Here is a 21,159-nt window from a genome sequence, read left to right on the forward strand (position 1 = left end):
GACGTTTTTGACGAATTCTTTTAATTGTTGATTAATATTGAAATTTTATTCTATCAACACAGAAATGGATCACAGCCGGCATTAGCGGGGTGATAATATTAGAGCTAGAATCTCCCACACGGTACGCTGCTTGCGTTAAGTCTGGCGAAATACCGAGCTGCATTAGCATAGGTACAAATACCGGACCTAATAGTGCCCACTTAGCCGAGCTTGAACCAACAAACAAGTTTACAAAACCAGTTAGGAAAATAATCCCTACCACCGTTACAGAGCTCGGTAACTCCATTGCTTTTAATACCTGAGCCCCTTCAATTGCCAGTAAGGCACCTAGGTTTGATTTACTAAATGCAGCAATAAATAATGAACAAAAGAATGCCATAACAATGTAATACGCCATACCATTCATGGCCTTGCTCATCGCATCTATCATGTCTTTAGAGCTTTTAAAGGTGCCTACGGTAAAACCATATACTGCGCCTGGGATCCAAAATAACAAAAATATCAGTGGCACTATTGATTGCATTAGTGGTGAACTAAAGTTTGTTAACGAGCCATCGCTGCTGCGCATCGCTGAATCAGCTGGTGCAGATACATAGGCTAATAATGCAATACCTGCAATCATTACGGTACTGGCAATAAGAAATGCACGTTTTTCGTCACTACGAGCATCTTCAAATGCTGGTAGGTCTTGAGTTTCACCATCTACTGGTGAATTTTTTAAACGTGGTTCAATAATTTTATCGGTGATATACCAACCTAGCATCACAATAAATAAGCTTGATGCTGAAGCAAAGCCCCAGTTATTAAGCGGGTTAATGCTCATTGTTGGATTAATAATTTGTGCTGCACTTTGGGTAAAGCTTTGCAGTAATGGGTCAATCCCAGATGGGATAAAGTTAGCGCCAAAGCCACCACTTACCCCGGCAAATGCGGCTGCAATACCGGCAAGCGGATGACGACCAGCTGCAAAAAATATTACCCCAGCAAGAGGAATAACTAGCACATATCCTGCATCGGTAGCCGTATGGCTCACAATAGCCACTAAAATAATTGAGGGTGTTAGTAATTTTTTAGGCGTTACTTTGAGCATTAATTTAAGGCCGGTATTAATAAAGCCCGAATGCTCTGCAACGCCCACACCCAGCATAGCAACCAGTACGACACCCAGTGGCGCAAAACCGGTGAATGTTTTTACCATAGAAGATAAAAAAGTAGCCAACGAATCGCTGGCAAGCATGTTATTGATGATAATGGCTTCGCCAGTACGAGGGTCTATTGCATCAAACGTGACGCTTGAAAACCACCAAGACAAAAACCAAATTAATAACATGGCAAACAAAAAGATAATTGCTGGATCAGGAAGCTTATTACCTACCCGCTCAACAAAATTTAAAAATCGCGCAACTATGCCCGTTGGCATTGTCGCATCATTATTGTTATTCATTTCACTTGTTCCCTAGAATTTAGACTACGCTACTTTAGCGTATCTAAGGAATGAGGTAAATTTTAACTGAATAAACAAGTTCTTTTTTAGGCACAAAAAAACGCGGCTCAGTGGCCGCGCTATTATTAATGAATAAAAAAAGCTTATGCGAGTGCTTTTACTTCATCCCATATTCTTACTACGAGTGCTTTATCGTCTTCATTAAGTTCGCCGTTGCGATAAGCTTTTACTAAGCTTTTTTCAACCGTGTCGTTTAGTTCTGCAACGTCTAGATTTAATTCTTCAACTTGTGCATAACCTACGGCTAAATCAAAGTGGCCGCGTAAATAACCGCCGGCAAATAACTCGTCATCGGTGGCTTTTATCACTAAATCATCAAAATATTGCTGCGCAGCATCTATGTAATTTACTAAACTCATGTGTTACTTCTCCTCTGGGTGCAGCCCATCTTGATGACCTACTGCATACATAATATGGTCGTTAAACCCACTGGTTACACGGATATAACCGCTTAATTCATCATCTAATTTGCTATCACCGGTATCACAAATCAGCGGTCGGCCATTTAAAGCCTGTAATTTTGTTTTTGTAGCCACAACAATAATATTATCGCGGCCTATCGCTTTAATTAACGCAGGACTGAGTTGTTGATTGCCTCGACCAAAAATATGCCCTTGGCCGCCAATTAGAGTGATCACTAACTTTGTTTCACGTTCTTTGGTAAGTTCAAGAAGTTGCTGGGCTGTTAGGTCTTGGCCTACTAAAGCTTGATCTTTAACTAAATCAACACCGAGCAGCGTATTCTCAAGCCCCATTTCTTCCATCACCGCGCCAACGGTAGAGCCACTACCCATGACATAGAGGGTATCGGCATCCATTTCACTGACCACATAAGCGGCAATATCAGCAAGTACCAATTCATCGGTTTCTTTACCGCCATTTTTAACCGCTTGTACATAGCGCACTTCACTGGGTACTTGCATTTCGCCATAACGTTTTGCTTTTACTGTTCCTTGGCGAAAGGCGACTTCATCAATGTCCATGACATCGGCATCGCTTAGCGTTACCAACTCACCTTTAACTAACATTTCAACTACGCGGCCTGCAGCTTTTGGCGTTATGGCATATACTCCAGAGTGAATTTTACACCCTGCAGGAATGCCCAACACAGGTACAGAGTCTTCGACCGCATGGCAAATATTACGTGCAGTGCCATCACCACCAGCAAATAAAATTAAATCTACACCTTGCTGCTGTAATAAACGTGCTGCCGCTTCAGTATCGTCACTGGTTGTGGGTGAGCTACTTTGATAAACCACTTGGGTATTAAAGCCGAGTGATTTTGCTGTTTGCTCCCCCATTTCATCATTAACAGTATAAATAGTAATATTTGACTGATGAGGTACAAGCACTTCAAGTGCAGCTTTAGTGCGGCTATTTGATTTAGGCTCAGCGCCTAATGCAATGGCTTTAGCGGCGGTGTCTTCGCCGTCACTGCCTTTTAACGCCACGCTACCGCCCAATCCTGCAACCGGGTTTACAATCAGCCCTAACTTAAACTGCATCTTTTAGCTCCTCGGGAGAATGCCATGAAAACTGCGCAGCATTTAAAGGCCACGTTGTGTTATAAAATTTACACAGTGCTTTTAGTAACCTTGTAGTACGTGGGTTAAATCCGTCTTGCAGCAGCTGTAATAACTTTGCATGTACACGCGATTGAAACGCAAATCGACAGGTTTGTTCACCATTTAAATTATCTACCGATACGTTAAAATCAAATCCCGCGGCCACACTGAGCGCCCACTCTATTGCTTGGGGTTTTACCTCTACAGATTCAAACTCTGCTTGCTGTGAAGCATCGCGCCCGTCGGGGCAATACCAATAACCATAATCTTCAACTAAGCGGCGCTGAGAACCTGCCACTAACCAATGGGCTATTTCGTGCAGCGCACTGGCGTAAAAACCATGGGCAAATACAATTTGATGATAAGGCGTTGTATCATTTGCGGGAATGTAGATAGGCTCGTGCTCACCTTTTACCAAACGCGTATTATAGCTTTGGAAAAAAGTGTGTTCGAAAATAGAAATTAAATCCGCTATTTGATGCATAAATATTTCGTATACTCGTTTGAACCCGATGCTTTATAGCCATATAAAACTAATATAAAGCGCACTAAAAACGAGGCGAATTGTACGTACTTTTCTGCACAAAGTAAAAAGCTAGCGATTTAAAGAGATGTTCACATAAATCTCTTTAAGTTTACACACGCTAAGTCATGCTCATTGTTGTTATGACAAGTATTGAGAGATATCTACCTCATCTATTTGTTCAGCACTGAGGTAGCGTTTAGCGTAATCAAGATAAATACCTGAACTTAAAAACAGTTCAAACACGGCTTTATCAACATGATGATCGGCCACCATTTTGGCTAATATACTCATCGACTCGCTGAGTGTTTTTGCCTTTTTATAGGGCCTGTCGGCCGCCGTTAGGGCTTCAAAAATATCAGCTAGCACCAATACTCGTTCTGGTATTGATAAGTCATCCGCATTGAGTTTACGCGGATAGCCTGTGCCGATTAATGTTTCGTGATGGGTAGAGGCATAACGCGGTACGCGCTCAAGTTCTTTAGGGAACGGCAGTGTATCGAGCATACGTATCGTACTTATCATGTGCTCATTAATTTTAAACCTATCCTCTTTAGTAAGAGTGCCTCTTGAAACTGTTAAATTATAAAGCTCCCCTAGGTTATATTTATATTTACATGGGGCAATTTTAATCCCTAAACGCTCATCATATTCAATCGGCTTATCATGAGGAATTAAGTGCCAAGGTTTATCACTGAGTAATTTTTCTGTGATGGGAAGCGTGTCATCCGTCCTTTCATAGCGATACATTTCTACTGGTGAAAGCCCCAACTTATCGTCAAAATGACGCTGCCAAGTAATATTACTCAACGCAGTTAAACGCTCAAGGGCAGCTTCTGTGATTTTTTCGCCGCCAATATTACATTGTGCAATAAAAGCAAAGTCGTCCAGTAACTGTTGCTGTTTAGCTGCCAACTGCTTGGTTAAGTCGAGCTGATTTTGAGGACTGTGTTGCAATGATTTATAGTAATCAAGTTCGGCATCTCGCCAAAGTACCTCAAAACGCGTTCTAATTTCATGAATACGATTATAAATAGTCTCTAACTTAGTGCCTTTATCAACTATGTGCTCTGGAGTGGTTATTTTACCGCAATCATGTAGCCAAGCGGCTAAACTAAATTCTTCAACCTCATCATCATTTTTAAACTTAAACCCTTTAAAAGCGGGTAACTCTGACTCTGAAGCAGCCTTAGCAAGCTCAATACCGAGTTCAGGTACGCGCTCGCAATGCCCCGCTGTATAGGGAGATTTATCATCAATGGCTTGTGCTATTAACTCGATAAACGACGCCATGAGTGCTTTTTGACTGTCTTCATGTTGCTGTATCGACTTACTCATATCAACCATAGAGTAAGCTAACGTATTAATTTCTTTAATATGACTTTTTAAAGTCGAGACTTGTTTAAACTGCCGATTTTTAATTTTATTGTTTTCACCCACCAGCGTTTTAATAGGACCGACAATGGGGGATGCAAAAAACCACGACACTGGTAACATCATAATTAAGCAGGCAACTGTAATTATTATTGAAAGCTTTATTTTTTCTCTTGTGGAGCTCAATACATCTTCTTTAGAAACCATAATGGCTAAATAGCCCGTACTAGCTAGCGCTAAATAATCAGATAGTGGCTTAATAAAAACATACTGTTCTTTACCATTAATATTCACTAACTGTAGCTTAGAGAAGTTACTATCATCATCCAATAAAGTGATTAATTGCTCATCAGGAACAGTGCCCACAACTTTTGATTTTTTCTCTGGATTAGTATTAAGCCATTTATCACTAAGTTGTTGTTTAAATTGCATAGGCAGTTGCGTGGCGGCGTAATCAAACAAAGCTTTTAATTGTGCGTCTTGGTTTTGAAACAATAAATGGTAGTCATTTGAAAAAAGCGCGGCACTGTCTTCATCAAGCGGATTGTATTGGATCCCCTCAATAAAAAATTACTGCTGTATATATTGCAATACGGCTTTGCTGTCTATTCCCGCATAAGTATCACCATTGGCAATATGCATTAACAACGCCTTTGTGTTGGGAACTTCCACGAGGTTAATTTCTGGAAATTGCGCTCGTAATATTTTTACAATTGACCAGCCCTCACCCACTGCAACTGACTTACCAGCAAGTTGCTGCATATGGGTAATTGGTGGATTGTTTTGTTGATTAACAATACTCAAAGGCAAACTTACCATGGGTGTGCTGAGCATACCCAATGCATTATTCGATGCTGTATTAAGTACCGGATGAATCACATCTATCTGCTTATTTTCAAATAAATTAAGTAATTCTTGCCAACTGAGTCCATTAATATAATTAACCTTAATACCCAACAGTTCAGTAATCGCATTTATATATTCAACACTGTAGCCTTTAGGCTTACCACTGACACTAAAATCCATAGGTGCCCAATTGGTTTCATTTGAAACTGTGATAGTAGGGTATTTGGCAACTATTTTTTGCTGTTGCTCATCCAGTATCAACCGATTTAGCCTTGCCTCAACCGTTGAGCTAAAGGGCTGATTTGATGCAATAATTTCTCCTTCTCGGTTATAAATAAGTAACTGTGTTGAGCTGTGCATCTCCAAACGCTGTTGCTGTTCGATTAAATAATTAGACATGTTATCAACGATAATCCCTAAGCCAAGCACATGGTTTTTACCCGCTATTTTAATCGAATACGTTTGCCCAGAGGTTTGTAAATGGGTAAATAGATAAGGCTTGGTTTTGTTTACTTGCTGTGAGTTTGCTTGCTTAAACCATGCTTGCTCGCGGGGATCAAAATACGTCGGTTTTTTGGTTTTTTCTCTTAAGCTAAATGACGCATCAAAATAAAGCGTTTGCTGTATTCTTTGCCCTTCTTCAGATTTTATTTGAATAACGACCCAGCGGTCATTATCCTTTGCACCAAGGCGCTGACGAACCATCGCACTACTTTCAAGATTAATAACCTCAAAAAAGTCACCATTGTTATAGCCCATATAAAAAGCATAAAACAAAGGGTTCAAATCCATCATTTCACTTAATACATTTCGTAGCTCTGTTTTATCTGAAAGGTTTTCACCGACTAACGAGGTGTTTTTTACCATCATATATAAAGTATTTTCAGATTTTTCATTAATGCGTGTTAGGTAATCAGCAACCGATTGAGTGGTCATATTAAAGTGTTGCACATTCGACTCGAGCGCCATTTTTTCACTGAAATAATACTGTAAGCTCGTGGCTATAATAGCGGTAATAGACGTTGCCAACACAAATACTGCCACAACCGTCAAACGAATAGAAAAGCGTACTGTTTTTGTTAACTTTTTAAGCGCTTTAAATATCATTGAACGTTCCTTGCGACACTTTTAAAAGCAGTAAATATACGTCGTTGAAAATTGCAATTTAGCAATATTCAAAGCCTATGAAGTAAGTTAATCATTAATTGTTTGAGCTAAAATAATATTAGTCACAAAATCAGAAATTTAAAAACTTTATGCCTTTATTTACTGAACACCTAATTGCGCTTACCATATGCAAACTAAAAACCTAAATGAATACACTCTTATGGTTAAACAACACACCACTAAAGCATGGCCAGTTAGCATTCTTACTTTTTTAGCGCTACTGAGTGCCTCTGCCAATATTTATGCAAAAAGCGTGAGTATTAACGTGTTTGCTATTCCCTCTTCGCCAATTGTTGAGCTCATGGCTACAACCAGCAATGAACTAGCCAAACAGCAAATAACCACGTTTTATCAGCAAGGCTTACCCGTGCATGCCACATTATATTTGACTGATTATCCGCAAGAGGCACAAAATGAAATTAAGCAGGTGGTGGAGCGTATTGTAAAGAAACATCAACCTTTTGAAATTAAAGCCAATGGGTTTAGTGTATCTGCCAGTAATTGGGCCTTTATAGACTTAGAAAAATCTTATCAGTTACAACGCTTAGCCGATGAAGTGACACTTAAACTTGAGCCACTTCGCGATCATCAAGCGCCAGTACCAAGTTGGGTAAAGCATTACCCTAATAAACTCGTGGCCTTTGAGCGTTATGGTAGCCCAAATGTGTTTCAAAACTTTCAGCCACATTTAACCCTACTTGCAAATGAGCAAAACCCTGCATTGGCTGCGTTTAATAAAGTCATGCAAGCTGAGCCACCGCAAGCACAAGGTGAAATAATTGGGATTGGAATCGGAATTTCTGATCAGTTTGGGCAACAAAAACAGGTCATCGCTAAGTACTTCTTTGATACCAAATAAATAGTTAATAATGGGGGCTAATTACACATTTATTAACTTAAATGGTTTATGGATTTGTGGTTAGCTTATCGGTTAAATGCTTTTTAAGTATACGGGTATTGCGCGTATTTGCTTTGAACATGGCATCAAAAATATCACCAAAAAATGGAATGAGCCCACCTACAAAATCAACTAACATGTTTAAAATAATCCGGCTCTTTACTCGTTTACTAACGCCTAACCTTTGCGCTTCAATAAGTACATACCCAGATAAAATAAGCCCGGCTAAATCGCCTACCACTGGCAATAGCCCAATTAATGATTCGACACCGAAACTAAATTTAGTAAACGGAATACCAATGCTGCTGTCGGTAAAGCGGCTAAACTCTTCAAGCCGTTTTATGGTGGCTTTATATTCAGCTTGTGTAACGTGAGATTGATTATTTTTTTGCATAATAACTGCTCTTTATTTTTAGGTGCGCTAAGCACATGGAAATTATTGAGCGGCAATAAAGATGTATAGCCTGTACATAATAAACGCGCTAATTCTCACTAAAAGTATCAAAGTTCGAGGTTATATAAAAGCTTACTGTTGATTCATTATAAATACGTGTACTCTCACTTTTAAAGTCCAATAATATGCAAGGATTGCCTATGAATAAATCTAGCTACAGCCCTCGATTCATTATCTTGTTTATTGTTGCTTGTATGATTGTTTTCCCAGCCATTAGTCAAGGAGAAGATATGTTCAGCTGGTTAAGAAAGAAAAAAGAAGTATTTTTAAGCCCTGAAGTCAATGGTATTGTTACAAAAAATGGCGCACCAATTGCCAACTTAGAAATAATACGATCATTAATGTATTTAGATGAGATTGACCGTCGTGACACTGCAATTACCGATGAAGATGGGCGCTTTCATTTTCCAAAAAAAAAACAATTTTTTCCTCAATTCCGAAAAACTTATCGTTGAAAACCGTATTTCCCAAGAAATATTTATCCGAAATGATGATAATAAAATTGAGCTCTGGAGTGCTAATCAGTCTGGAATTAAAGAAATACCTGAATATACCAACAAATTAGCATTCATAAATTGCGAAATAACAAATAAATTAGTCAGGTTTGAGTTCAAAAATTACAATAATGAGCATTTAAATAGGATAGCCTCCAGTATTTGTAGATGGGAAGATGACTATATACCAACACATATCATAGAGAACGGAGAGATAAAGTACAAAATACATGATGGAGATTTCAATAAGATTACAGAGCTTTTTACAGGGAAGGAGGTTGAGTTATGAATAATAAGTTGTCACCTAGCACAGCTGCGAGCGTTGCGGCAAGAGTATATGATATAAGAAAAAGTAACAGTTATAAAAGAGAGTTTGAAATAGATTTTATTGAAAACTTTAAAATCACCAACAAACAAATAAAAGACGTTAGTGGCGGTTTAATCAATCAACTGCTAAATCTGGTTACTCAAATTACAGGCTCTCTGAAAGGTTAAAAAAACAGGGTATTTAACTTTACATGTGTTTTATTCTCAATTAGAGTTCAATAAAAATATGCAAGGATTGCCTATGAATAAATCTAGCTATAGCCCTCGATTCATTATCTTATTCATTCTTGTTTGTGTGATTATTTTCCCAGCCATTAGTCAAGGAGAAGATATGTTTAGCTGGTTCAAAAAGAAGAAAGAAGTATTTTTAAGCCCTGAAGTCAATGGTGTTGTTACAGACAATGGCACACCAGTTGCCAACTTAGAAATAATTCGCTCATTAATCTACATAGATGAAAAAGTCCACCGAGATACTGCAAGCACAGATCAAAATGGACGTTTTCACTTTCCCAAAAAAACGATCCTTTCTTCAATACCAAATAAGCTAATAGTTGAAAACCGTGTTTCGCAAGAAATCTTTATTGAAAGCGAAAACACTTTAATTCCATTATGGGTTGCAAACCAATCAGGAATTAAAGAAATTCCCGAGTATAGTAAAAAATTAGCATTCCTAGAGTGTGAATTAACTAATAAACGCGTTGCTTTTGAATTTAAAAAAAATAATAACGAACATTTAAATTATGTAGCATCGAGTATTTGCCGTTGGGAAACAGACTATATGCCATTTTTGTTATATGACGGAGATAGACAATTTATAATTAATAATGGTGATTTTAATAACTTAACTGAACGTAACATCAAGGAAGATTAATATGGAAAAAGTCCAAGCAGTATTACCGCCAAGCATTGCAGCGAGTGTCGCAGCAAGGGTTTACGATATTAGGACTTCAACAAGTTTTAACGGTGATTTCAACCCGACATTTATAAAAAACTTTAAAATCACCAACAACCAAATAAAAGGAGTTAGTGGTGGCTTAATCAATCAACTCCTAAACCGCACCACAGGATTTGCATTAACCGCACAAGGAATCTCTCCACAATTTGAAGGCCACCATATTATTGGCATTCGTGGCACCGTTTTTACTTCCTGCGCTGATTGGCTAACAAACTTAAACGTAGCAATTACCCATGGCCCTAAAAACTTAGAAGTGCACTCTGGCTTTGAGAAAGCCTTTACCAGCATGAAGCCGATGTTTGCAAGTTATGTCAAGCAGCATAAACCTAAGTGTTTGCACCTTGTTGGCCATAGTTTAGGTGGTGCGATTGCCCAACTATCAGCAATATGGGCAAGTGAGCAAGGTATTCCCACTAATTTATATACGTTTGGTGCGCCAAGGGTTGTGCTAAATCATTCGGTGCATTCAGCTGCACATAATGTTGGTCAGTACCGTGTAACTCACGGTGCAGATCCTGTACCTTGCGTACCAGCTTGGCCGTTTAGTCATACCTCAAACGAATACCAAACGGCGATGAATGAAGGGTCTTTTTTTAACATTGGTGCACACTCAATGGAAGAAGACACACCAGGTTATGTTAACACTGTGGCAGCATACAAAGATTATGGAAGCATGGAAAGTTCACTAAAAACACTTCACTATAATCATACAGTTTTAAACTATGCTCTGCGCTATAACGTGACATTCTCACTTAGATGGCAGCGAATTATTACCGATGGCTTAATTACCTTTTTAAAGAAAACTGGCCAATACGCCTTTATTTCTGCACAAGCAGGTCTTAGCGTTGGATTAACTTTTTATGATATTTTAGCGCGATGCTTACATGAATCTGTGGTTAAGTTTGTAGAACTGACAGAAGAGTTAAAGGGTTTAATTGGCCATATGCTTGCTTTTGTAGGTAAAGCGTCATACGAGGTAGTAGAGCTTACAACTCAATTTATTCGTTGGGTGTTAGGTTTAATGATTAAAAAGCTCTATATGGTTGCGAAACAGGCCATTGACCGTATTTAAGTATAGTCAGTTATGTAAGTGCGGCATCAACTATCAGCCGCATTTATTATAATTAAAGGCGCTTAAATAGCGCCTTTAATTGGCCCGTGCTCGTGGTTTACATGTGGGTTTTGACCGCGTTGACGTAGTAAATGATCCATTAGAGTAATGGCCATCATTGCCTCAGCAATCGGAATAGCACGAATGCCTACACAAGGATCGTGACGACCTTTAGTGATCATCTCAACCGCTTCATTACTCGTGTTAATACTATTACCGGGAATGGTAATGCTTGATGTTGGCTTAAGCGCAATGGATGCGATTATATCTTGCCCTGTAGAAATACCTGCCAATACGCCGCCGGCATGATTTGAGGTAAAACCATCAGGGGTTAACTCATCACGGTGCTCTGAGCCTTTTTGCTCAACCACATCAAAGCCATCGCCAATTTCAACGCCTTTTACAGCGTTAATACTCATTAATGAATGTGCAAGTTCGGCATCTAGCCTATCAAATACCGGCTCACCTAAACCAACAGGCACATTTTTAGCGACCACTTTGACTTTCGCGCCCACTGAGTCGCCTTGCTTTTTAAGCTCGCGCATATATTCATCGAGTGCTTCAAGCTTGCTAACGTCTGGGAAAAAGAATAAGTTATTTTCCACCTCATCCCAATCGTAATTTTCGGCTTTAATTGGCCCTAATTGGCTCAAACACGCACGTACTTCAATACCATGAAATTGCTTTAAATACTTTTTAGCAATAGCGCCTGCGGCAACCCGAATAGCGGTTTCGCGCGCAGATGAACGGCCACCACCACGGTAATCGCGAAGGCCGTATTTGTGCCAGTAGGTATAGTCACCGTGGCCTGGGCGAAATACGTCTTTAATTTTGCCATAATCTTGTGAACGTTGATCGGTATTTTCAATTAATAAACCAATGCTAGTACCAGTGGTTTTACCTTCAAAAACGCCCGCTAAAATTTTGATTTGGTCGCTCTCACGGCGCTGCGTGGTATAGCGACTTTGCCCAGGTTTGCGTCTGTCTAAATCGTGTTGTATGTCGGCCTCAGTGATTTCAAGGCCTGCGGGCGTGCCATCCACTACGCCGCCTAATGCAACGCCGTGGCTTTCGCCAAAGGTGGACACTTTAAATAACTGCCCTATGCTATTACCTGCCATTAACTTTCCTCATTCCTAATGACTTATAGCCGAGGATTAACTCGGCTATTGTTTTGCCCAGCCATTTCGGATGAATGGCTAGTACTAATTATTACTGTGCAAAGTAGGCATCTAGTTGTTGTTTGCTAATAACAAACACCCCTAATCCGCCTTGTTCAAACTCAATCCATTCAAATGGTGCGCCTGGATACAGTGCATCCATATGTACCATAGAGTTACCTACTTCGACAAATAACAAACCGTTATCTGTTAGATGCTCACTAGCTTGATCTAAAATAGTACGTGTTACATCAAGACCATCGTGTCCCGATGCTAATCCTAGCTCTGGTTCATGGTGAAATTCACGTGGTAAATCAGCCATATCTTCAGCATCAACGTACGGTGGATTTGCTACGATTAAGTCGTATTTTTGCCCAGGTACACCACTGAATACGTCAGACTGAATCGGTAATACGCGGTCACTTAGTTGATAGTCAGTGATATTAATATCAGCCACTTCAAGCGCTTCATAGGATATATCAACCGCATCAACTTGCGCATTCTCGAACGCTTGTGCCAAGGCAATAGCAATACAACCTGAGCCTGTACATAAATCTAAAATACGCCCTACTGACTCTGGTTTTTCTAACCAAGGGGTGAAGCGATTATTAATAAGCTCAGCAAAAGGCGAGCGAGGAATTAATACGCGTTCATCCACATAAAATGGCATGTTAGCAAACCATGCAATGTTGGTAAGATAAGGTACTGGGGTAAAATCGTTAATGCGCTCGGCAATCAAGCCCGCTAAACGATTTTTTTCAGTACTGGTTAAACGCGCATGCATCAGCTCTTTGGGTGCATCGATAGGCAAACTAAGCGCCGGTAATAACAAACTTACCGCTTCATCCCATGCGTTATCGGTGCCATGACCAAAGAAAATACCACTACTTGCAAATTGACTAGTTGTCCAACGAAGCCAATCGTGTAAGGTTGAAAGTTCTGCAACAGCTTCATCTAGGGTTGCTTCTTCTATTAGTAATTCACTCATCAGTATTATCTGCCTGCTACTTTCAAAAAAATAAACTCAATCGGGGCGCATCATTGGCCCCATGATTGCCCTATTGTATACCCAAGCCACCTCTAGGTGCGAGCGCAGTTAGTATTAAAAGCGATTTAGGTAAGGCTTTGATTGCAAATAATAGTCACTCTATTGTTCAAATCAATAACGCAGTATAAATCACTTTTTAACTAACCCTAATGGCGCTGTACTATGCACCTCAAAGCTGCTTGGGTATCACACCTTTTTACTCGATTTTTACCGCTTTTTTGTTTAGACTGCCGCTATGAAAAAAGATCCCCACTCAAACAGCCTAATTAGTCCTGACGACATTGACTTGTTTCGTCAAAGTATCAGTGGTGCGCGTGTATTTAAACAAGACACTCACCGTTTTAGCAATAAACCTAAAGTGTCACAAGCGAAGCAATTTGCCCAGCAAAAAAAGCAACAACAGTCAGAATTTTTCTTTTCTGATGAATATGTGCCCGATATAGACACACATGGTACCGTTAATTATGTGCAACAGGGTCAGGATCGTTTTTTAGCCAAACAACTTCGTCGAGGAGATTTTATTCCTGATTTAACCCTCGACCTGCATGGCTTAAATAAAGAGATAGCCAAAGATGAACTCGCAGGGCTTATTCATGAGTGTAAAAAAAAGCATTACTATTGTGCCTGTGTTGTACACGGAATTGGCGGCCATATCCTCAGGCATAAAGTACCGCAATATTTAGTGCAGCACCCCGATGTAATTGCTATGCACCAAGCTCCGCTTGAGTATGGCGGTAAAGGGGCGGTACTCATATTAATTAATTTACCGCAAAGTGATGAGTTTAGACGCTGAGCACTAGAGCCAATCAATAAGAGTCTTTTTTAGTGCATATATTTTCGATTATATTTCCGCTTATTTTTATTGTGTTATGCGGCTACATAGCAAGCCGAAGTCAGTTTTTAGAACGCATTCATATAACAGGGCTCAGTAAATTTACTTTTTACATTAGTGTACCCAGTTTTTTATTTTTAAATATGGCCCAGGCAGACTTAAAAACCAGCGTGAGCTTGAATGGCTTTTTAAGCTTTTATATTCCCGTTATTTTAATTTATTTTTTTGCGCTCATTATTGACCGCTACACTCTCTCTAAACATCCTCAATATGAACGTCACAGTGTATTTGCCCTTGGCAGTAGTTATTCAAATACCGTATTGGTGGGCTTGCCCATTATCATAGCCGCCATGGGTGAGCAAATGATGGGCATTATTTTTATGATCATCACCTTTCATAGCGCGCTATTGTTCACCCTTACCTTTTTAATTAGTGCAAACAGTGCCAGTCATGCGTTTTCTTGGTCAACATTTGCCAAAAATATGCTACTCAACCCTGTCGTATTGAGTATTAGCACGGGTTTATTGGTAAATTTAGCAGGGATTACTTTATTTTCTGATTTAACTAATGGCTTAGCGCTTTTAGCTAAACCTGCCATTGCCTGTGCGTTATTTGTATTGGGCGCTAACTTAGCTTTTTATAAAATTAGTGATAACTGGCAAGCAGCAGCTATTGCCAGCCTATTAAAGCTAGTTATATTGCCCGCCTTAGTATTAGTGTTAGGCTCACATGTATTTGCTATTAATGAGTCGCTGTTAAAAGTACTCGTATTATTGAGCGCATCCCCCTTGGGGGTTAATGCGTACTTAATTGCATGCCAAATAAAACAACATCAAGATACGTTAGCCAGTGCGGTTGTTTTATCGACAGTTTTGAGTGTGGTGAGTTTTAGTATGTGGTTAACAATTCTACTGTAGACAAATACCTAAAAGTATTGACATTTATTTAATAGAAAGTGGCTTAGCTAAATGCTAATTTACACGCTATGCATCTACATTCGCTGGTGCATTGATGGTGATATAATCACTTTTATGGCGAGTTTCATCATAACTAATTTGTGCAACAGCGCCGGTATTAAAAATAGGCATGTGCCCAGCACACAACTGATCAACCAAATAGCTCACCATAGGCATGTGGGCAACCACAAGCCAGGTATCGCATTCTGGATGAAGCGCGATTAACGTTTCTAAGTAATCTGCAGCAACCTGCGGGTTACCTTCAGGAATAATATCTTGGCAGGTCTCTTCAAATAAAAAGGTATTATTTTTTTTAACACCCTCAGCTGTTTGCTGCGCTCTTACATAAGGACTCACTAATAACCCCGTTGGAGCATGCTTTTTTTGTAACCACAGCCCCATTTTTTCTACCTGCTGATGGCCCAAAGGAGTCAAATTTCTACTGACATCATCAGAGTGCATCGGTATTGCTTCACCATGACGCATTATCAAGATTGTTTTCATAAAAAATCAACCAATTAAAGAATATAAAACAGTAGCCAGTTTGCTCGAATTTCCGCTATATTAATAACTCAAACCTATTTATTTTCTTAAAATAGTTCTTTCATGATGTTCAGGTAAATAGCATTGCATTCCTGAAGTTATCATCTGTTGTTAACAATTATACGTTTAGTTTCAGGAGCATCATTTGAAAATCAGCACCAATGATAACAGAGCTTACCGCACACTAACACTGGACAATGGTCTAAAAGTACTTTTAGTGCACGATCAAGACTCAGCAAAAGCTGCCGCATCCATGGCTGTTAACGCTGGTCACTTTGATGATCCACTTGATAGACAAGGCCTAGCGCACTTTTTAGAGCATATGTTGTTTTTAGGCACTGACCTTTATCCTGAATCAGGAAGTTTTAATAATTTTGTCTCGCAGTCTGGTGGCAATACCAACGCGTGGACTGGCACAGAGCATACCTGCTATTTCTTTGATATTAATAACCATCATATTGAAACAGCATTAGCGCAATTTAGCCGATTTTTTATAGCGCCTACACTAAACCCAGCAGAAACAGAAAAAGAACGTAATGCTATTGAGGCTGAGTTTAAATTAAAGATTAAAGATGATGGCCGGCGCATCTATCAAGTGCATAAAGAAACGGTTAACCCTGCACATCCGTTTGCTAAGTTCTCTGTAGGCAACCTACAAACATTAGCTGATAGAAAACGCTGTATTAGTGATGAGTTACGCGACTTTTTTAATCAGCATTACCAAGCTCAATGGATGACCCTAGTGATTTGTGCCAATGAATCATTAGATACTCTTGAGGCATGGGCAACTCAATATTTCTGGCAGATTAAAGGCAATAACAGCAAGTTAAAGCCACCCATAGAGGCACCGCTTTATCGCAGCCAAGACTTGGGTAAGTTGCTCCATATTGAGCCACACAAGCATGTACAAAAGCTGATTATTAGCTTTGCTATGCCAAACATTGACGATTTTTACCGTCATAAAACTGTTAGTTTTATTGCCCACTTACTAGGGTATGAAGGACAAGGCTCGTTGTATTCAGTACTAAAAGAACAAGGCTGGATCAATGCTCTTTCTGCCGGAGGTGGCATCAACGGTAGTAACTTTAAAGACTTTAATATTAGTATGGCGCTGACCGATGAAGGCATTGAATACTACGAAGATATTATTGAAATGGTGTTTGAATACATTTGTTTAATTAATAACAACACCAGCAAACTACCTCGCCTATATCAAGATAAGCAAAAACTATTACAAATCGCATTTGATAACCAAGAAAAGTCTCGCCTAATTGATTGGGTCAGTAATTTAAGTATTAACATGCAACACTACGATGAAGTTAATTACTTACAGGGTGACTATTTAATGGAGGGCTTTAAAGCCAGCACGCATGAAATGGCTATGCAGTGGTTAACTCCGCACAACATGCGTTTAGTGCTTATTCATCCTGATGTAGAGCCTGAACACACAGCTGCTTGGTATAACACCCCCTATAAAATTGAAAAATTGTCGCTACATTGGCTCGAAGCACTTGCACAGATTAGCCAGCCACAAAGTGAAATGCTATTGCCCACGGCTAATCCTTATTTAGCTAAAGATGTCATTTTATATCCGGTTGAATCACAGCAACGATATCCAACATTACTGGTAAAAGAAGCAGGCTTTGACTTTTGGTTTAAACAAGACGCCACCTTTAGAGTCGCCAAAGGGCATTTTTATTTAGCCATGGACTCTGACTTTGCAGTAAAAGATGTGAAACATATGGCACTGACGCGGTTATTTTCAGATTTATTCATGGACAGTGTTGGCGAACAGTTTTACCCAGCGGAACTTGCGGGCTTAAGTTATCACTTAACCTCTCATCAAGGTGGCTTAACGCTTCACACTGCGGGGCTTTCTTCAAGCCAACTCGAATTAGTCGATCAGCTGATTGATGCACTATTTAACGTAAAAATTTGTGCCAAACGCTTTGCAGAATATAAAAAGCAACTGGTAAGGCATTGGCGTAATAGCAATCAAAACAAACCCGTTAGTGAGCTATTTAGTATTTTAGGCGCTAAAATAATGCCGTGGAATCCTCAGCCTGACGAGTTAGCAAACGCACTCAAAGACACCTGTTTCCATCAGTTTAATGAATTTAGACAAGCGTTTTTTAATGCCCTTCATGTTGAGTCTTTTTTACATGGTAATTGGCAGCAAAATGATGCGCTTGAATTTCAAAAGAAGGTCGCCCAGCACCTTAAAAAATCAGCCGTTATCGACGATTTAAAGCGCCCACTTTATGAAATCACTAAAGTGACCCGCTACGAGCTTGAACTTGCCTGCAGCGATAATGCCATGGTGATTTACTACCAAGCACAAAGCGATGACGTTAATGAAAAAGTGAAAATGATGGCGCTGAATCATTTAATTAATCAAGATTACTTTAATGAACTCAGAACCACGCAACAACTCGGTTATTTAGTAGGGGCAGGATACGCTCCTTTTAATACCCGTGCTGGTATTGCCTTTTATATACAATCACCAAAATTTGAGCCCACCACGTTACTGCACAGGCATAATTTATTTATTAGCCAGTATTTAGCAACAATTAATGAACTAACAGAACAAGACTGGCTGCAACAAAAACATGGATTAACAACCCATATTGCTGAAAAAGACAAAAATTTGCGTCTACGTTCACAACGTTTATGGCTTGCTATAGGTAATGGCGATCATCGGTTTAATATGCAGCAACGCCTGCTGGATTCTTTAAACGCATTAACGCTTGAAGATTTAAAAGCCTACGCCGCTGAAATTTTTAATGCAGATCGCCCAAGATATGAGCTTTTAAGTGCCAAATCTGTCAATCTGTCTGAGAAACTACCACTTTATTCGCATTCTCTTTGACTCTTGCTCGCGCTTGATTTAGATTGTCTTTTGTTAATAAGAAGTAAGACAATGAAAAAAATAAAAATAATAAAATACATTCTATTGTTGGCCACTTTGGCCACAGCCTACTCTGCGAGTGCATTCGAGTCATCGTTTAACTTGAATTTAAATGCGCTAGTCGTTAGCGTGTGCGCAATAATGTCGTTAGTTGTGGTTTACTTGTTAACGGTTGTTCACTCACTCAAGCGTTCACACTCTCAATTACAGCTTTCTGAAAAACGGTTAAAAAGTACCGTAGAAGGCAGTGGTGATACTCTATGGGATTGGAATATCAAAACCGGTAAAGTTATTCGTATCAATGACAAATACGTGATGAATAGTAATAACCTAGTAGAATTTCCACCGAATAAAAGCTTGATCCACCCCCGCGATTTAACCCATGTTGATTACCTACTAAAAAAACACTTTGCCGAAGAAAGTACTTTTTTTGAAGCAACTTATCGTATTAAAGACAGCTTTGGTAAATGGCACTGGGTGCTCGACCGCGGAAAAATCATTGAAAAAGACGCTAACCTAAGCCCACTGCGAATGACTGGCACAGTCAGAGATATCTCGCAGTTAAAATCAACGGAAGATCGACTTAACTTATTTGCAAAATGTGTTGAGTCACTCACTGATGCGCTGGCCATTTATGATAAAGACTTTAGGCTTGTGGATATTAATCCAAGCTTTTTAACTTTGTTTGGCGGCGTACGCGAGCAATACCTAAAGAAAGAGTTTCATTTAGCCGGTTACGACAAAAGCTATATAGAATCTATAAAAAATACCGTTAGAAAGCACGAACATATTCAAGAAGAAGTAAAGCTTCGCAATAGCGATCATGCTCTGCTGCCATTTGAAATCTCAATAGACGAAATTAAAAACGCACAAAATCAAATAACCAATTATGTGGTGGTGTATTCAGATTTAACCGAACGTAAAAAGACCGAATCTGAACTGAATAATTTATCAAACAGAGATCGCACCACCAGCTTACCCAACCGTAATTTGTTTTTTTCTGACTTACAAAAACTTGCAAAGCAGCATTCTCATCATGCATTACTCGTATTTGATTTAGATAACTTTAAAAAGATAAACGACTCATTAGGCCATCAATTAGGTGATAGTTTACTGGCAAAGCTTGCTATGCGTTTAAATAAGCTCACCCGTGAAAATGACGTATTTTATCGCCTTGGCGGCGATGAATTTGCGCTAGTTATGTCAAACACCAACGATATTCTCACTATCACTCGCATGGCTAAACAGTTTTTGGCGGCCATAGCTACACCATTTAAAATGGCAGGCCATGAACTTGCTATCACCTCAAGCGTTGGTATAGTGTTGTTCCCCGAAGATGGTAACACCCCCGAAATACTATTAAAGAACGCCGATACTGCGATGTATCATGCTAAAAAGAAAGGCAATAGCTACCTGTTCTTTAATGACACCATGAACCGCCAAGCAGTAAAACGACTGCAAATAGAAAACCTAATGCGCTTTGGCTTAAAAGAAGATCATTTTGAGGTGTATTACCAGCCTAAAATGAATATTCGTACTGGTAAGCTTGCTGGAATGGAAGCGTTGGTACGTTTTATTACCCCGAAAAAGGGGGTTATTAGCCCAGGGGTATTTATTCCAATTGCCGAAGAAACAGGGCAAATTATTGAAATTGGTGAAGTAGTTTTAAACAAAGCTTGTCGCGATGTAAAACAGTGGTTAGATGCAGGCTTATTTAATGCCCGTGTTGCTGTTAACTTATCAGCAAAACAATTTAGCCTACCCGATCTAACCTCGCGCATAGATGTGATTTTACAAAAAAATGAACTGCCCTCGTACTTTTTAGAGCTTGAGATAACTGAAGGCACCGTAATGGACGATCCACAAGAAGCCATTGCGATTATGCGCTCTTTAAGTGCCCGTGGTATTCACTTAGCAATGGATGACTTTGGTACCGGCTATTCATCGCTGGCGTATTTAAAGCAGTTTCCACTCAATACGCTTAAGGTAGATAAAGCCTTTATCGATGATATGAAGACTGAACGTGGCCGCAATATGGTGGACTCTATCGTCACTATTGCGCATAACCTTGATTTGCATGTAGTTGCCGAAGGGGTGGAGCAAGCGTCACAAATAAGCATACTTGAAGAGCTAAACTGTGAAACACTGCAGGGTTATTACTACTCTAAACCACTCTCAAAAGATGAATTTACTGCGTTTTTAAAACAACAACAAAGCCAATCAAAACTCAGTTTAATTAGAGCGACCAGTTAAGCACGCCATAGACACGCATTTACACCTATATTGCGTATCAATGCACGTCGATAATGTATATTAAACAAGCACCAAGCAACAGGACCAAACACGCCACCTAAAAATAACCAGCGTTTAACAGGCATGCCCTTTTTAATGGTTTCTAAATACATAAGCGCTATAAAGTAACCGTCGGCTAAACCACACCTAAACATTTATTTTATATTCGCTAAGCTCATTTCTTTTTAATCACAGGAGTGAG

Annotated in this window: 18 protein-coding genes and 2 pseudogenes; 10 read left to right on the forward strand and 10 right to left on the reverse strand. The window is 39.5% G+C overall.

The features are described from left to right. Positions 1 to 43: 43 nt before the first annotated feature. The 5 genes and pseudogenes from AAEY57_RS15560 to AAEY57_RS21435 form a co-directional block, all read right to left on the reverse strand. Positions 44 to 1,444: pseudogene (locus tag AAEY57_RS15560) on the reverse strand (AbgT family transporter); the annotation flags it as partial. Positions 1,445 to 1,587: 143 nt separating this feature from the next. Beyond that, the gene (locus AAEY57_RS15565; RefSeq protein WP_008114527.1) at positions 1,588 to 1,863 is read right to left on the reverse strand and encodes a YfcL family protein; all 276 of its coding nucleotides are present in this window, start codon (positions 1,861 to 1,863) and stop codon (positions 1,588 to 1,590) included. A gap of 3 nt (positions 1,864 to 1,866) precedes the next feature. After that, complete coding sequence (locus AAEY57_RS15570) at positions 1,867 to 3,009, reverse strand: ATP-NAD kinase family protein (RefSeq protein ID WP_008114526.1); 1,143 nt, start codon at positions 3,007 to 3,009, stop codon at positions 1,867 to 1,869. Further along, positions 2,999 to 3,553 carry an elongation factor P hydroxylase gene (locus AAEY57_RS15575; RefSeq protein ID WP_008114523.1) on the reverse strand — a complete coding sequence of 185 codons (555 nt, stop codon included), beginning with the start codon at positions 3,551 to 3,553 and terminating at the stop codon, positions 2,999 to 3,001. The genes AAEY57_RS15570 and AAEY57_RS15575 overlap by 11 nt, the downstream gene beginning before the upstream one ends. A 180-nt stretch (positions 3,554 to 3,733) precedes the next feature. Further along, positions 3,734 to 6,919 (reverse strand): annotated as a pseudogene (locus tag AAEY57_RS21435) (HD domain-containing phosphohydrolase). 220 nt (positions 6,920 to 7,139) lie between these two features. Between AAEY57_RS21435 and AAEY57_RS15590 the strand changes: the two are divergent. Further along, on the forward strand, positions 7,140 to 7,838 hold the full coding sequence (locus AAEY57_RS15590) for a 2'-5' RNA ligase family protein (protein ID WP_200877604.1): 699 nt from the start codon (positions 7,140 to 7,142) through the stop codon (positions 7,836 to 7,838). Positions 7,839 to 7,884: 46 nt separating this feature from the next. On the opposite strand, the gene AAEY57_RS15595 is transcribed toward AAEY57_RS15590, so the two are convergent. After that, on the reverse strand, positions 7,885 to 8,271 hold the full coding sequence (locus tag AAEY57_RS15595) for a DUF4112 domain-containing protein (protein ID WP_024602799.1): 387 nt from the start codon (positions 8,269 to 8,271) through the stop codon (positions 7,885 to 7,887). A 200-nt stretch (positions 8,272 to 8,471) separates the two neighbouring features. Here AAEY57_RS15595 and AAEY57_RS15600 point away from each other — a divergent pair, with 200 nt between their 5' ends. The 5 genes from AAEY57_RS15600 to AAEY57_RS15620 all read left to right on the forward strand — a co-directional run bounded on the left by AAEY57_RS15600 (position 8,472) and on the right by AAEY57_RS15620 (position 11,179). Continuing rightward, positions 8,472 to 8,786: a DUF6795 domain-containing protein gene (locus AAEY57_RS15600; protein WP_235190295.1), complete on the forward strand. Its 315-nt coding sequence runs from the start codon at positions 8,472 to 8,474 to the stop codon at positions 8,784 to 8,786. Further along, positions 8,722 to 9,114, forward strand: a complete 393-nt coding sequence (locus AAEY57_RS15605) for a DUF6795 domain-containing protein (RefSeq protein ID WP_350608200.1) — start codon at positions 8,722 to 8,724, stop codon at positions 9,112 to 9,114. Before AAEY57_RS15600 ends, AAEY57_RS15605 begins: the two co-directional genes overlap by 65 nt. Beyond that, positions 9,111 to 9,320, forward strand: coding sequence for a hypothetical protein (locus AAEY57_RS15610; RefSeq protein ID WP_036956884.1), 210 nt, complete (start codon positions 9,111 to 9,113; stop codon positions 9,318 to 9,320). The genes AAEY57_RS15605 and AAEY57_RS15610 overlap by 4 nt, the downstream gene beginning before the upstream one ends. Before the next feature lie 73 nt (positions 9,321 to 9,393). Continuing rightward, positions 9,394 to 10,023, forward strand: a complete 630-nt coding sequence (locus AAEY57_RS15615) for a DUF6795 domain-containing protein (RefSeq protein ID WP_036956882.1) — start codon at positions 9,394 to 9,396, stop codon at positions 10,021 to 10,023. Between the two features lies 1 nt (position 10,024). Beyond that, the gene (locus tag AAEY57_RS15620; RefSeq protein ID WP_036956879.1) at positions 10,025 to 11,179 is read left to right on the forward strand and encodes a lipase family protein; all 1,155 of its coding nucleotides are present in this window, start codon (positions 10,025 to 10,027) and stop codon (positions 11,177 to 11,179) included. 62 nt (positions 11,180 to 11,241) lie between these two features. Here the strand turns inward: AAEY57_RS15620 and aroC are convergent, their stop codons facing one another. Both aroC and prmB read right to left on the reverse strand, forming a co-directional pair. After that, positions 11,242 to 12,339, reverse strand: coding sequence for a chorismate synthase (aroC, locus tag AAEY57_RS15625; RefSeq protein WP_033103875.1), 1,098 nt, complete (start codon positions 12,337 to 12,339; stop codon positions 11,242 to 11,244). 91 nt (positions 12,340 to 12,430) lie between these two features. After that, positions 12,431 to 13,366 carry a 50S ribosomal protein L3 N(5)-glutamine methyltransferase gene (prmB, locus tag AAEY57_RS15630; RefSeq protein ID WP_013464520.1) on the reverse strand — a complete coding sequence of 312 codons (936 nt, stop codon included), beginning with the start codon at positions 13,364 to 13,366 and terminating at the stop codon, positions 12,431 to 12,433. A 295-nt stretch (positions 13,367 to 13,661) separates the two neighbouring features. Here prmB and smrB point away from each other — a divergent pair, with 295 nt between their 5' ends. Together smrB and AAEY57_RS15640 are read left to right on the forward strand one after the other, a co-directional pair. After that, positions 13,662 to 14,219 (forward strand): endonuclease SmrB, encoded by a 558-nt coding sequence (gene smrB / locus AAEY57_RS15635; protein WP_016899440.1) that lies wholly within the window; start codon positions 13,662 to 13,664, stop codon positions 14,217 to 14,219. Between the two features lie 32 nt (positions 14,220 to 14,251). Next, positions 14,252 to 15,175 carry an AEC family transporter gene (locus tag AAEY57_RS15640; protein WP_036956877.1) on the forward strand — a complete coding sequence of 308 codons (924 nt, stop codon included), beginning with the start codon at positions 14,252 to 14,254 and terminating at the stop codon, positions 15,173 to 15,175. A gap of 66 nt (positions 15,176 to 15,241) precedes the next feature. Here the strand turns inward: AAEY57_RS15640 and sixA are convergent, their stop codons facing one another. Then, entirely contained in the window at positions 15,242 to 15,718 is a 477-nt protein-coding gene (gene sixA, locus AAEY57_RS15645; protein ID WP_024602806.1) for a phosphohistidine phosphatase SixA, read from the reverse strand. A 184-nt stretch (positions 15,719 to 15,902) separates the two neighbouring features. Between sixA and AAEY57_RS15650 the strand changes: the two genes are divergently transcribed. Further along, positions 15,903 to 18,626, forward strand: coding sequence for an insulinase family protein (locus tag AAEY57_RS15650; RefSeq protein WP_036956875.1), 2,724 nt, complete (start codon positions 15,903 to 15,905; stop codon positions 18,624 to 18,626). A gap of 51 nt (positions 18,627 to 18,677) precedes the next feature. After that, positions 18,678 to 20,918 (forward strand): sensor domain-containing protein, encoded by a 2,241-nt coding sequence (locus tag AAEY57_RS15655; protein ID WP_036956874.1) that lies wholly within the window; start codon positions 18,678 to 18,680, stop codon positions 20,916 to 20,918. Here AAEY57_RS15655 and AAEY57_RS15660 read toward each other — a convergent pair. Next, positions 20,915 to 21,112 (reverse strand): hypothetical protein, encoded by a 198-nt coding sequence (locus tag AAEY57_RS15660; protein WP_036956873.1) that lies wholly within the window; start codon positions 21,110 to 21,112, stop codon positions 20,915 to 20,917. The two genes, AAEY57_RS15655 and AAEY57_RS15660, sit on opposite strands and share 4 nt — an antisense overlap. Between the last annotated feature and the right edge of the window lie 47 nt (positions 21,113 to 21,159).

The organism is Pseudoalteromonas sp. MER144-MNA-CIBAN-0113, from assembly GCF_040308965.1.
GTDB lineage: Bacteria > Pseudomonadota > Gammaproteobacteria > Enterobacterales > Alteromonadaceae > Pseudoalteromonas > Pseudoalteromonas tetraodonis.